Below are 13337 nucleotides of genomic sequence, written 5' to 3' on the forward strand. Positions count from 1 at the left end.
CTTTCTATGGAAGGGGCACCTTTTAACACTTCAGGCAGGCGGGAGCAAGTTAAACGCCGGGCAACGGTTGCTGCCCGGCGGGAGGCGATCACGAGCCGATAATGCCGCCGTCCACTCTGGTGATGACCACCGTCGAGGCGCGGGGACGCCCTTGCGGATTGTTGTCCGGCCAGTTAGAAACGGCGCGCGGGTTGGCCGGATCGGTAATGTCGTCCCCGCCCTCCCCCGGATGCTGAATATTAATAAACAGCGTGCGGTTGTCCGGGGTGAAGGCAATACCGGTGATTTCGCAGCCGCGCGGGCCCGTCAGGAAGCGGCGATACTCGTTAGTACCCGGAATGGTCGCCACCATCTGGTTATTGCCCATCCCCTCATACGCTTTCTTGTTAATGGTGCTGGAGGAGACGTCGGTCTGGATCCAGAGCACGCCCTGATGGTCAAACGACAGGCCATCCGGGCTACCAAATTCGGCACCCTTCATGCTGCCCTTCGCCTTTTCATCCGCGGTGTCCGTGCGCCCGGCCAGCACCAGGATGTCCCACTTGAAGCGTAACGCCGCAGGATCGCCGCCCTCTTCGTGCCAGTGCATAATGTGGCCGAACGCGTTGTTTGCCCGCGGATTGGCCGCATCCACCGGCGCTTTGCCCTCTTTGCCGCGATCGCTGTTGTTGGTCAGGGTGCAGTAAACGCTGCCGCTGTTATGGGGATCGACCGCAATCCACTCCGGACGATCCATCTTCGTCGCCCCCACGGCATCGGCCGCCAGACGGGTTTTAACCAGCAGATCGCCCTGGCTTTCGAACCCTTTGCTCTTATCCAGGCCGTTCTGGCCAAACACCAGCGGCAGCCACTCGCCGGAGCCGTCGTCATTGAATCGGGCAACGTAGAGCGTGCCGGCGGTCAGCAGCTGCATGTTGGCGTCGCGATCCGCCGGATTGTATTTATTGTCGGAGACAAATTTGTAGATGTACTCAAACTTCTGGTCGTCGCCCATATAGGTGACCACGCGCTTATCGGCGGCCAGGGTGACCGCGGCGCCTTCATGCTTGAAGCGCCCCAGCGCGGTGTGCTTGCGCGGCGTGGAGTCCGGGTTGTAGGGATCGATCTCGACCACCCAGCCAAAGCGATTCGGCTCGTTGGGCGTTTTATCAACGTTGAACCTGTCGTCCACTTCGCTCCAGCGGTAGGATTCATCGCTGTCGCTGATGCCGTAGCGCTTCTCCAGGGCGTTACGCTCGCCTTTCTTGACGAAAATATCTGACCAGTTCTCTTCGCAGGTGAGATAGGTTCCCCAGGGGGTGTAACCGTTGGCGCAGTTTTGCATGGTGCCCAGCACCCGCTCGCCCTGAGGATCGGCGGCGGTTTTCATTAACGTCTGCTGACGCGCCGGGCCGGTGAGCTGCATCGGGGTGTTCACCGTGATGCGGCGGGCAAAGCCGGAGGGGCGTACCACTTCCCAGTCGCTGCCGCTCTTTTTCACTTCGATAATCGACACGCCCATGGCGTTCTGGCCTTTGCGCGCTTTATCCAGGTTCCAGCTGGCGGTGCCGTCGGTAAAGAGCATGCCGTTGTCGATGTACTCGTGGTTCATCGCCAGCAGGCCGTGACCGGGATTCTCCTCCCCTTGCGGCAGGCTAAACCACGCCATGCCGTCATGGTGCATGCCCGCCTGCGCCGCCTGCTCGTCCGCCGTGTTGCTGGCGTCAAATTTGAATTCAGGCATATTCCCCTTGATGCCGGTGGCATCGCCCCAGCGGTAGAAAGGCCGCGCGATATAGCCCTCGGGCACCCTGACCCTATCGTCGGTCGAGACCGGAATGCTGGTAAAGCCGAGCGAGACCGCTTTGCTCAGGGCTGAAGGCTGTGAAACCGCGGCCAGGGCGTTTTCAGGCTTGAGTAAAAAGGGGAAGGAGGCAGCGGCACCGGCAACGGCGCCCATCTGCAAGAAACGGCGGCGGGAGAGGAACATCTCCGCCACGCTGGAAAATACCGGGTTAGCGCTGGGATTGCTGACATCGTCGCGATGTTCTTTTTTAAATACGGACTTAAGAGGTTTACCCACGATGGCTTCCTGTCTTTAGGCTAAGAAATGACAAAGTGGGAACACTATAAGAACAATTGATTACATTTTTATAACAGCCGGAAGGTGGGGCGTCCCTGCCCCGATAACGAGGGTGGAACTCAGAACTCGTAGCCGACGGAGACCTTAAAGGTGCGCGGCTCACCCTGGAACAGGTAGGTGCCGCCGTCGTCCACGCTTGACCAGTAGTTCTCGTCGGTGACGTTTTCAATCCCGGCGCGAACGGTCATCTGGTTCTGCTCGTTGTTCACCGCGAAGCGATAACGCATGCCCAGATCAAGGGTGGTGTAGCTGTCCAGCTTTTTGCTATTGGCCAGATCCGCATACTGAGAACCGGAGTGGTTCACGCGGGCGATGGCGGTCAGGCCATCGACAGGCTTGATGTCATACTCCGCGCCGAGCACGCCGTAGAACGACGGGACGCCAATGGCGTCGTTGCCCTGGTTAACCCCGTTGTTGGTTTTGGTCAGCTCCGCCTGCAGCCAGGTAGCGCTGGCGTTCAGACGCAGGCCCAGCATCGGCTCGCCAAAGACGTTCAGCTCCACGCCGCGGTTACGCTGCTCGGCATCCAGACCGTAGTATTTGGTCTGGCTGTCGAGAATGGCGGACGGCATTTTGATCTCAAACAGCGCCAGCGAGCCGCCCACGCGACCAAAGTCGGCCTTCACGCCCACTTCGTTCTGCTTAGAGTGGACGATACCGGTGCTCTGGCCGTAGTTGATGGCGGTGTTAGGCGCGGTTTTACCCGGCTGCAGCGCCTCGGTGTGGTTGGCATACAGCGAGATCTCGTTCCACGGCTTGTAGACTACGCCATAGGTCGGCATCCAGCGGTCGCCGTCGAAGCTGTCTCCCGCGTTTTCGATGCCGGTCACTTTGTTATAGCCGCGGATCACCACTTTCTGATGACGAGCCCCGACGGTGAACAGCAGTTTGTCGTCCAGCACGCCGAGGGTGTCGCTCAGCAGCCAGCCCTGGGTGCGGGTGCGGCCGCTGGTCAGCGGATCGCTGTAATTACCGCCCGCCCCGTTGGAGTTGGTGCTCGGTGGCGCATCCACGCCGGTGTTGTGATAGATATTGGTGACCGGGTTATTCGCCGCGGCTGACATCTTCCACGCAATTTTCTCGTTTTTGGTCATCGCCGAGTAGCCGACGTTGACCTTGTGGGTCACAAACCCGGTGGCAAAGTTACCGCGGATGCCCGCCATGCCGCTTACGCTGTCGCTGATGCGGTTGGTATCCAGGCGGGACGCGGTGGCTTTGCCGCTTTTGTCGACCAGCTTCGCCCCGCTGTACAGCCCCTCTTCATGGGCGTGCTGGGCACCGAGGCCGGTGTAGGCGGTCCAGCTGTCGGTGATGTCATACTCGCTGCGCCACATGCCGAATTCGTTTTCGATATTGCTGTAGGCCCATTTCTGCGAATAGTTGCGATCGTTTTTCGGCGGCTCAGGAACGAAATTCACCCCGGAGATGTTGACCCCGGTCTCAGAGCCGTGGAAGGTTTTCTTCTGATATCCCATGTCCACGGAGGTGCGGAAATTCTCCCCGGCATAGTCGAGGCCGGTGGAGAGCAGCGTGGTGCGACGACGGTCGTTGGCGACTGGCGCTTCGCCTTCACGGTGCACCACGTTGACGCGGGCGCCAAACTGGTCGCTGTCGCCGAAGCGACGACCGGCATCAAGGGTGGTGCCAATCTGCGAATCAGAGGTGTAGTCCACGCCCACTTTCGCCTGCGGGGTTGCGCCCGCGTGTTTCGGCTCAAGGTTGATCATCCCGCCGACGCCGGAGCTGGCCGCGCCGTTCATCAGGGAGTTAGCGCCTTTGAAGATCTCAATCCGCTCTACCATCTGGGCGTCAACCACCTGACGCGGCAGCACGCCGGAAAGGCCGCCGAAGGTCATGTCATCCCCGTCGAACTTCAGGCCGCGAATACGGTAGCTTTCCGCGCTGTTGCCGTAGCCCTGCACGGACTGGACGCCCGCATCGTTCGCCACTACGTCGCCAATGGTCCGCGCCTGCTGGTCTTCCACCAGTTTGGCGGTGTAGCTGATGATGTTAAACGGCACGTCCATCGCATTTTGCTGACCAAGCATCCCCATGCGTCCGCCGTTCGCCACCTGCCCGTCAAGGAAGGCCGGCACCAGCTGGTCGCCGCCGGATGTAAAGTCGCTGGCAGCGGACTGCACCACGATGGTCTCTTCTTTTTTGCTCTCTGCCGCCACGGCGGAATGAGCGATTGCGCCAATGGCGAGGGCCAGCAGCGTTTTGTTCATTTTTCTGGTGTGGTTCATGATTAACTCGTTCAAAGTACGCGCAAAATGGCCCGTTACCGGGCCTTAATTGTTATGGGAAAATTATTTCAGGGCGATACGCACAACGCTGTCCGGCCCGTTGGTGGAGTGGTCTTTGTTGAACGCCTGTTTAACGGTGACGTACAGGGTCTGACCATCCGCCGAGAGCAGCAGGCTGTTCGGGTTCGGCGGCAGATCCCAGCTCTGCTTCACGGCATAGGTCTTAGCATCGAGGCTCAGCAGCTTGCCGCTTTCGCGCTGGGTGATGTACAGCTCATTACGCGCCGGGTTGAATTTCACGCCCATTGAGTCGCCGACATCCAACTGCTTGATCAGCTCGCCGGTACGGATATCCATCACCAGGGTGGTTTTGGCTTTCGAGTTATCGGTCACGAACAGGCGGCCGGTCGCGTTGTCTTCCGCGAGGTTCAGCAGCAGCGCAGGTTTGTCCCCGAGCGGCTTCCAGCGTTTTTCGATGCGGTTGCTCTTAGGATCCAGCACCAGGATTTCACCCCCGCCGTTGGCCACGTAAATGCGCTGGGTTTGCTCAGACCACATCAGGCCGGTGACCCACTGGCCCGCATTTTTGATGGTCTTTTTCAGCTTCAGCGTGTTGGCATCCACCACCCAGATCACCGCCGGATCGGCGACGCCGCCGATGTATAGCACGTCGTTATGCAGCAGCACCTGACGCGCGCCGTACGGGTAACCCTCTTTGTTGCGCTCGGTAAACAGCAGGCGTTTTTTGACCTTGCCGTCAGCGGTGCTGATGGCGCTGATCCCACCGTCCAGCGAGTTAGTGGCATAGAGGGTCTGACCGTCTTCAGAGAGTGCGAGGGCGAAGTTTTTCAGATCGGTATGGCTGCGACCAATGGTCTTCAGGGTCGTTGGATCGAGCTTGTAGACCACGCCGCCCTGCACGTCCTTAAAGCCTTCTGAGCTGGCAACGTACAGCGCATCGCCTTTCGGGCTCAGCACCATTTCGTACAGGCCATCCGCCAGATCGCGTTTTAACACGTTGGTTTGTGCGGGGGCGGCAGGTTTCGGGGCATCAGCGGCGGGCGCGGTTGTCGCCGAGTGCTGGGCGGCGCAGCCGCTAAGGGAGACGGCGACAAGCAGCGCCAGGGCGGACAATTTCTTGGTCATCAGGGACATCCTTTACCGTGCAAATCAAATTTGAGGAGGACGCCTGCGTCGCATAATGGTTGCGATTATGGTTAGGGTTTCAGGCCGTCAGGCCAGTGCAGCGTCCACCGATAACACTCAGTGTTCCGTGTGAGATCTGCACTCACTGTTAATGCGGGATAGTCCCTACGCGCCCGCAAACACTAAAGAGAATGAGAACTATACTCATTATCTATCTGTAATCAAGTGTAAACAGGGGCAACAAAGTAAAAAAGGGGTGTGAATACCCCCCCTCTGAGGGCGCAGTATTATCCTTTAGTACAATAGCGGTAGTTGGAATAATAGCGGTCGGCATCGGACGGAAGGATATTCACTCCTGGATGCTATTGCTCGCCTGTTTATTCATTAGAGCAAAATGCTAATGCGACGCTTAAATACACCATTTCCTCTTGATGACTTGCCTCGTTATGCAAAATCAGCATAAAAGCAAAATGAGAATACACCAGACAGCGTTTAATGCCAAAAATAGGGTTTAGAGCAATCAAAGTATATACCTGAGGGTTCCTTGACCGCGTTCCCGTAGTGCACCGGGGTGTGTATTGGAAAACATTCATAGCAACCATATAATCCCTCCTAAAAATGGTGTGGACTTATGTTCGGCGTGCAGGCCAGGATCGGTATTTTATTTAATTATTCAGGTATTAAATAGATGGGCTATCGACTCTATGGATTTATGATCGGCGATGAAATTCATTTTGATATTTCAAATCGCAGGCTGTATCGACTCACGGGCAGTCCCACCGATAAAAGTATTGCTTTTGCATCAATCTATTTTAATGAAACTATGCTCAGGCTTTTTCTCTATCTGCTGGAGCATGGTCGCCGCACGGCCATCAGCAAAGAAGAGCTGTTCCACAAAATCTGGGAGGAGAATAATTTATGTCCTTCCTCGCAGCGATTATGGCAGGTCCTGAACAACCTCAATAAAAAGCTGAGCCTGCTGGGACTGCCCGCCGATTTTATCCGCAACATAAAAGGTCGCGGCTACATGATTAATTATCCGGATGTGATACCGATATATTACAGGATGAGTGAACTCCCGCCTCAGCCTGCTAAAAAAAGGGAGAAAATAGATAGCCTGAGTGAGTGATGTCAACCCAGGCGTTCGCCCTGAACAATAATGCGAGGGGCTTTTTTTATATCTTGATGACCCACGCCAGGGTGTTCACCCCGCTGGCTATGATTAACGTCCACCAACCCGCACCGGCGTCGGGCTGTCCGACAGCGCCGCCATCCCCAGAGCCGACAAGACGCTGCTTGCGATGGTCTCATCGGAAAATGGCACGCTCCCATTCTCATGCTGAATAATCGCTTTACTCAGCGCGGTTAAGACGTCTGGCGAGGTCACATCAATCCGGGTGGTCGGTGTGACCCCAAGAGCCTGACTGACGCTCTGAATGTACGCGGTGGTATTGTTATTATCCTGCGGCGGTGCCCAGCGGTTAATAATTTTACTGATGGTATCCAGCCCACGCCGCTGGTAAGCAAGCAGGTTGACGCCCAGGGCGCGGATGCCGTGTTCCGGGGACGCAAAGGTGGCAAAACGCCCGTCGGTACCGTTCTGCCCCTGCCAGGTGAAGGCCCAGCTGGCCTCCAGATTGCCCGGGTTGTTATTGCGGATCCCGCGGATCCCCCCGACCGGCGACCATGCGGGGCCGGTGCGGCTGCTGCGGTACTGGGGTAAGCGGTTCATCAGCGCGAGCTGATTTTCGCTCCAGCCCTGCAGGCTGGCGTACTGCCCCAGTTGCTCAAACGAGGCGGGCGTGGCGGTCACCGAGGCATGACGGCGGTCGGCAGGTTGCGGTGAGCTTGCCGCAGGCTGGGCAACGATCGGCTGCGAAGAGTGGGTTAACTGCTGAAAAGAGGCGGGTACGCTGGTCTGCGTCATTCCGGCTGACGACGGCTGCGCCGACAGCGTGGCCACCTGCTGCGGGCTGCTAATCTGCTGCTGTTCATAGTAATGCGCAATACCGGACATCATTCCCTCTTCATATTCACCCGACATCCGCGCAGGGGCTACCCGCGCGTTCGGCGGTATTATACAGAAAAATCTTAGTGAGAATGGAGTCAAGTCTCAGGCCGATACCCGGTGCAAAACTGCGGCCTGGGGCATACACTATCGCCAGAAAAAACCACACCATCTACAGGGACAGAGGAGTATGGCAGAACTAGCGCCTTATCAGGTACTTATTGTGGACGATCATCCCCTGATGCGCCGGGGCATTCGCCAGTTGCTGGCGCTGAACAGCGCCTTTCAGGTGGTGGCCGAAGCGGGGGATGGGGAGAGCGCCATCGGTCTGGCGAGCCGCCTTGAGGTGGATGTGATCCTGCTGGATCTCAACATGAAAGGCATGAGCGGGCTCGATACCCTGAATGCGCTGCGGCGGCACGACATTACGGCGCAGATTATCATTCTGACCGCATCGGACTCCACCAGCGATATCGCCACCCTGGTCAATGCCGGTGCCGACGGTTATCTGCTGAAAGACAGCGATCCGGAAGTGTTGCTGGAGGACATTCTGATCGGGGCAAAGGGCGGGAAAACCTTCAGCAGGCGCGTCAGCGACTACCTGCGGGCGCGTGATACCTCCGGCGTGACCACCGATCCGCTAAGCGTTCTGACCGAACGTGAGCTGGACGTGCTCCATGAGCTGGCGCAGGGCCAGTCGAATAAACAGATCGCCGCGGCCCTCAACATTGCCGAGCAGACGGTGAAAGTGCATATTCGCAACCTGCTGCGCAAGCTGAACCTGCGCTCGCGGGTGGCGGCCACCGTCCTGTTCCTGCAGACCCGCGGTCTGTAACCGGGCCGGAGAGCTATTTCCCCTGCGCCATCGCCTGCTGGATACTGCGCTCAATCACCGAACGGCGGATGTCACCGGCAGGAAGTAACTTCAGCATCATCTCCCAGGCCGCAATCGCTTCACTGAATCGCTGCTGCTCAAAGGCGTTAAAGGCAAACATGCTGAGGACGCGCACGTTGGCGTGGTCGCGCTTCACCAGCTGGCGCAACAGCTCCCCTCCCAGACGGTTATCATCCGGATCGGTGGAGCGCGTCAGGGCTTCGGCGTACCCGAGCGCGGCATCGCTGTTTTCCGGCGCCAGCCGGTACGCTCTGGCGTACGCCTCCGTTGCGGTACTGGCATTGCCCAGCGCCATCCCGATACGCCCCAGCATGATCCAGCCTTCGACGTTCCCGGCATCGCTTTGCAATCGGGTGCGCAGCCCGAGCGCCAGACGCGCCAGCTCCTCTTCATTCAGCGGCTGCGCCTGCGGATTTAACGCCCGTTCCAGCAGAGCCGGCGTCTGGTCCTTCGCCTGCTGCCAGACCTTCACCTGCGTAAAGTGCCCGGTCTGCCAGTAGCTCCCCGCCCCTATTGCCAGCGCAATCGCGACCCCAGGCACATAAAGCCATAGGCCCGCGCGTTTGCCCTGTGGCACGGCGGCGACCTCCTCCCGGGCGAGCCCTACCCGACGACGGGAGCGGGCATAAATCACCCAGCCCCCGGTGCCGATGGCGGTCAGCGGCAGTAGCCACAGCAGGATCGTCAGCGGGGTTAACGGCGGATCGTAGGTGACGAAACTGCCGTAGCGCGCCACCATATACTCCACGATCTCTTTATTGCTCTTCCCCTCCTGCATCAGCGCATAGACCTTGTGCCGCAGGTCGACGGCGATCATGGCGTTGGAATCCGCAATGCTGTTGTTCTGGCATTTCGGGCAGCGCAGCTGCTCCGTCAGCTGGCGGAACTGCTGCTCCTGGGCTTCATCCTTAAAAGTCATCACGTCGATGGTGGCCAGCGCCGACCCGGCAATCGCCAGCATCAGCATCCCCAGTAAAAACCTCATTGTGCGGCCTCCTTGCTGTACCGATCCCACAGCGGTTTGATCTCGCTCTGCCAGACCTGGGCGGTCAGCGCCCCGGCATGGCGATAGCGAATAATCCCTTTTCCGTCGATCAGGAAGGTTTCCGGCGCGCCGTAGACCCCCAGATCCAGCCCCAGCATGCCATCGCCATCAAACAGGCTCAGCGCGTACGGGTTGCCCAGTTCCTTCAGCCAGGTGGTGGCTTTCTGGCGATCGTCTTTGTAGTTCATCCCCACCACCCGGATCCCCTGCGCGGAGAGCTGGTTCAGGTACTGATGCTCGGCCCGACAGGTCGGGCACCAGGTGGCCCAGACGTTAAGCAGCACCGGCCTGCCCTGGGTGAGTACGTCGGCCTGATAATGTTGGCCGGGGTTATCCAGCGACTCCAGGCGGAAGGTGGGGACCGGTTTGCCGATCAGGGCCGACTCCAGATTCGTTGGATTGTCGCCGTCGGCGTTGCGCGCCAGCTGCCACAGCAACGCCGCCGCAATCAGCAGGAAAATAATAAAAGGCACTAACAGGATATTGCGCTTCATACGGCCTCCGATGCCTTGTTGTGCCTGCGGTAGCGCGGATCGCCCAGGCACAGCAGCCCGCCCAGCGCCATCAGCAATCCCCCGGCCCAGATCCAGCGGACAAAGGGTTTGTAGTAGAGACGCACAGCCCAGGCGCCGTTATCCAGCTCCTCCCCAAGGGCGGCATACAGGTCGCGAGTGATGCCACCATCAATCGCCGCTTCGGTCATCATCGAGCGGGCGCTGTTGTAGAAGCGTTTTTCCGCCTGCAACACCGCTTCGACGTTGCCGTTGCGCGTCACGCCAATCGTCGCCACCCCGCCCCGGTAGTTCGGGCCGGTAATGTCCTTAACGTCGCGGAAGGTGAAGCGATAGTCGTGGATCTCCACGCTATCCCCGGCCTTCATGCGTACGTCCCGCTCGACGCTGTAGTTCTGGCTGAAGGCGATGCCAACGATAGTCACTGCCAGCCCAAGGTGCCCGGCGACCATCCCGCCATAGCTGAGGGTCATCTTTGTCCCACGCGAGACGCGCAGCGCCACTTCGGCCAGCGCCAGCACGAAAACCCAGCACGCCATCGCCAGCCCGACCACCGTCATGGCGACAATCCGGTTGCCGACCAGCCACGGCAGCAGCAGGGAGAGCGCCAGGGTACTCACCAGGGCAATCGCCAGCAGGCCCCGGAGCTTACGCGGCCTGTCGCGTCCCCAGCGCACCAGCGGGCCGATTCCCACCAGCAGCGCAAACGGCGCCATCAGCCAGGTAAACATGGTGTTGAAGAATGGCCCGCCAATGGAAATACTCCCCAGCCCCAGCTGCTTATGTACCAGCGGCAGCAGAGTGCCCAGCAGCACCACCAGCATGGCGGTGAGCAGCAGCACGTTGTTGCCAAGCAGCAGCGACTCCCGGGACCAGAGGGCATTATTCACCCGGGAGCGCACCTTGTGCCCGCGGGTGGCAAACAGCAGCAGCGAGCCGCCGATCACCAGCACCATAAAGGCGAGGATAAACATCCCGCGCGCCGGATCCGAGGCGAAGGCATGCACCGAGACCAGCACCCCGGAGCGCACAAGGAAGGTGCCCAGCAGGCACAGGGAAAAGGCGTTGATGGAGAGCAGCAGCGACCAGGCTTTAAAGCTGGCGCGCTGCTCGGAGACCGCCAGGGAGTGCATCAGGGCGGTGCCTACCAGCCACGGCATAAACGAGGCGTTCTCCACCGGATCCCAGAACCACCAGCCGCCCCAGCCCAGTTCGTAATAGGCCCACGCGGAGCCCAGCACGATCCCCAGCGTCAGGCAGACCCACGCCGCCAGCGTCCAGGGACGGGCAAAGCGGGCAAAGGTGCTGTCCAGACGCCCGCTCAGCAACGCGGCAATGGCAAAGGCAAAGGCCACCGAGAAGCCGACGTAGCCCATATAGAGCAGCGGCGGATGCAGGATAAGGCCCGGATCCTGCAGGAGCGGGTTGAGGTCGCGCCCCTCAATCGGGAAGTCCGGCAGGGTGCGGGCAAAGGGGTTGGAGGTGAAGAGAATAAACAGCAGGAAGCCGACGCTGACCATCCCCATCACCGCCAGCACGCGCGCCACGATATCCAGCGGCATCCGCTGGCTGCACAGCGCCACGGCAAAGGTCCAGCCGCTCATTAACAGCACCCACAGCAGCAAGGAGCCTTCGTGGGCACCCCAGGTGGCCGCCACGCGATACCAGACCGGAAGCTGGGTGTTGGAGTTGCTGGCGACATAGGTCACCGAGAAATCATTCACCACGAAGGCATGGATCAGCACGATAAATGCGCCCATCACCAGCATAAACAGCAGCCAGGCAAACAGGCGAGACGAGGCCATCATCCGCCGATCGCCCCGGGCCACGCCCCACAGCGGGTAGACAGAGAGCAGGAGCGCGACGCCAAGCGCCAGGCACAGCAGGGCGTTACCGAGTTCAGGCATCATGAGGCGTTATCCTTGTAGACACTTGCCGGGCGGCGGTGATTCTCCTCCATCGCCTTTTTCACTTCCGGCGGGGTGTAGTTTTCATCATGTTTGGCCAGCACCTCTTTGGCCTGGACACGGTTTCCCGTCTCCAGCTCCCCCTGAACCACCACGCCCTGCCCTTCGCGGAACAGATCCGGCAGGATGCCTTCGTAAGTAACATCCACCTCTCCTTCAGCGTCGTAGATGCTGAAGGAGACCTTCAGGGAATCAGGATCACGCTTAACGCTGCCGGGCAGCACCATCCCGCCCACGCGCAGGCGCTGGCCCACCTCGGGCAGCTGCTGCGTTTCGCGCTTGCCGTAGAGGATCTCGCCTGGGGTATAGAACAGGTCGATACTGGACCGCAGGGCATAAAGCACCAGGGTGATGGTCAGGGCCAGCCCGACCAGCACGGCGCAGGCGACCCACAAACGGTTTTTACGCCGGGGATTCATACGGCCTCCCGTGCCTGGGCAGCACGCAGGCGGGTTTCCCGCGCGCGCTGTTGGACGATCCCGCGCAAGATGGCGCGATGCTGCATAACGGTGTGCACCACCAGGATCGCCAGCGGAATCAGGGTCATCGCCACCGCCAGCCAGACGTAAAAGGCGTAGCCGCCCATGGCGAAGAATTCACTCCAGGATGCAAATGCGCTGTTCACTGGTAGCCTCCTTTTAACATCAGTTCACCCACCCACGGGCGACGTTTTTCCATCAACAAAATCAGGTTACGCATCCGCATCAGGGTCAGCGTAATGAACAGCAGCAGCGTGCCGATAATCGCCAGGCGCAGCGGCATGCGCATCGCCGGATCGATACTTTGCTGCATATTGGTCGAGCCCTGATGCAGGGTGTTCCACCACTCCACTGAGTAGTGAATAATTGGCAGATTCACCACGCCGATCAGCACCAGGATCCCGGCGGCACGTCCGGCTTGCCGGCGATCGTCAAAGGCGTGCCACAGGGCAATCACGCCGATATAGAGAAACAGCAGCACCAGCTCAGAGGTGAGGCGCGCATCCCAGACCCACCAGGTGCCCCACATCGGTTTGCCCCACGCCGAGCCGGTCACCAGCGCAATAAAGGTCAGCACCGCTCCGATGGGTGCCATCGCCGCCAGGGCCAGGTTGGCCATCTTCAGCTGCCAGACCAGGCCGATAAACGCCGCCACTGCCATCCCGGCGTAGATCCCCATCGACCAGATGGCGGCCGGGACGTGCAGATAGATAATGCGATAGCTATCGCCCTGCTGATAATCCGCCGGGGCGAAGCCGAATCCCCAGATCCAGCCTGCGGCCAGCACCAGGACGCTGGCTATCGCCAGCCACGGAATGAAGTAGCCGCAGATCTGATAGAGCCGCGGCGGGATTGCCAGTTGATGAAGTGTTTTCCACATAGTTCAGTTACCAGATTCAGACACACGAATGAATACC

The 13337-nt window shown here is 59.6% G+C and carries 12 protein-coding genes; 2 read left to right on the forward strand and 10 right to left on the reverse strand.

Going from position 1 to position 13337, the window contains the following annotated elements; all coding sequences use genetic code 11:
* Positions 1 to 88: 88 nt before the first annotated feature.
* The 3 genes from M8318_RS10450 to M8318_RS10460 form a co-directional block, all read right to left on the reverse strand.
* Entirely contained in the window at positions 89 to 2062 is a 1974-nt protein-coding gene (locus M8318_RS10450) for a PhoX family protein (protein ID WP_262662440.1), read from the reverse strand.
* A 119-nt stretch (positions 2063 to 2181) separates the two neighbouring features.
* A complete protein-coding gene (locus M8318_RS10455) occupies positions 2182 to 4368 on the reverse strand; it encodes a TonB-dependent receptor (protein WP_262662442.1) in 2187 nt (728 codons plus the stop codon).
* Positions 4369 to 4431: 63 nt separating this feature from the next.
* Positions 4432 to 5514, reverse strand: a complete 1083-nt coding sequence (locus M8318_RS10460) for a YncE family protein (RefSeq protein ID WP_262662444.1) — start codon at positions 5512 to 5514, stop codon at positions 4432 to 4434.
* A 688-nt stretch (positions 5515 to 6202) separates the two neighbouring features.
* Between M8318_RS10460 and M8318_RS10465 the strand changes: the two genes are divergently transcribed.
* A complete protein-coding gene (locus M8318_RS10465; RefSeq protein WP_262662446.1) occupies positions 6203 to 6643 on the forward strand; it encodes a winged helix-turn-helix domain-containing protein in 441 nt (146 codons plus the stop codon).
* 93 nt (positions 6644 to 6736) lie between these two features.
* On the opposite strand, the gene M8318_RS22735 is transcribed toward M8318_RS10465, so the two are convergent.
* The gene (locus M8318_RS22735) at positions 6737 to 7558 is read right to left on the reverse strand and encodes a hypothetical protein (RefSeq protein WP_408612234.1); all 822 of its coding nucleotides are present in this window, start codon (positions 7556 to 7558) and stop codon (positions 6737 to 6739) included.
* 154 nt (positions 7559 to 7712) lie between these two features.
* Here M8318_RS22735 and narP point away from each other — a divergent pair, with 154 nt between their 5' ends.
* Complete coding sequence (gene narP / locus M8318_RS10475; RefSeq protein WP_262662448.1) at positions 7713 to 8357, forward strand: nitrate/nitrite response regulator protein NarP; 645 nt, start codon at positions 7713 to 7715, stop codon at positions 8355 to 8357.
* Between the two features lie 13 nt (positions 8358 to 8370).
* Here narP and M8318_RS10480 read toward each other — a convergent pair whose 3' ends face one another.
* From M8318_RS10480 to M8318_RS10505, 6 genes are read right to left on the reverse strand one after another with little or no spacing between them, the layout of a single operon-like run.
* A complete protein-coding gene (locus M8318_RS10480; protein WP_262662450.1) occupies positions 8371 to 9402 on the reverse strand; it encodes a cytochrome c-type biogenesis protein CcmH in 1032 nt (343 codons plus the stop codon).
* On the reverse strand, positions 9399 to 9956 hold the full coding sequence (gene dsbE, locus M8318_RS10485) for a thiol:disulfide interchange protein DsbE (RefSeq protein ID WP_262662451.1): 558 nt from the start codon (positions 9954 to 9956) through the stop codon (positions 9399 to 9401). The genes M8318_RS10480 and dsbE overlap by 4 nt, the downstream gene beginning before the upstream one ends.
* Complete coding sequence (locus M8318_RS10490) at positions 9953 to 11884, reverse strand: heme lyase CcmF/NrfE family subunit (protein ID WP_262662452.1); 1932 nt, start codon at positions 11882 to 11884, stop codon at positions 9953 to 9955. The genes dsbE and M8318_RS10490 overlap by 4 nt, the downstream gene beginning before the upstream one ends.
* Positions 11881 to 12360: a cytochrome c maturation protein CcmE gene (ccmE, locus tag M8318_RS10495; RefSeq protein WP_262662454.1), complete on the reverse strand. Its 480-nt coding sequence runs from the start codon at positions 12358 to 12360 to the stop codon at positions 11881 to 11883. Before ccmE ends, M8318_RS10490 begins: the two co-directional genes overlap by 4 nt.
* Positions 12357 to 12566, reverse strand: coding sequence for a heme exporter protein CcmD (gene ccmD / locus M8318_RS10500; protein ID WP_262662456.1), 210 nt, complete (start codon positions 12564 to 12566; stop codon positions 12357 to 12359). Before ccmD ends, ccmE begins: the two co-directional genes overlap by 4 nt.
* Positions 12563 to 13300, reverse strand: coding sequence for a heme ABC transporter permease (locus M8318_RS10505; protein WP_262662457.1), 738 nt, complete (start codon positions 13298 to 13300; stop codon positions 12563 to 12565). The genes ccmD and M8318_RS10505 overlap by 4 nt, the downstream gene beginning before the upstream one ends.
* Positions 13301 to 13337 lie beyond the last annotated feature (37 nt).

The organism is Leclercia tamurae (assembly GCF_025566055.1).
In the GTDB taxonomy this organism is placed as follows: Bacteria; Pseudomonadota; Gammaproteobacteria; order Enterobacterales; family Enterobacteriaceae; genus Enterobacter; species Enterobacter tamurae.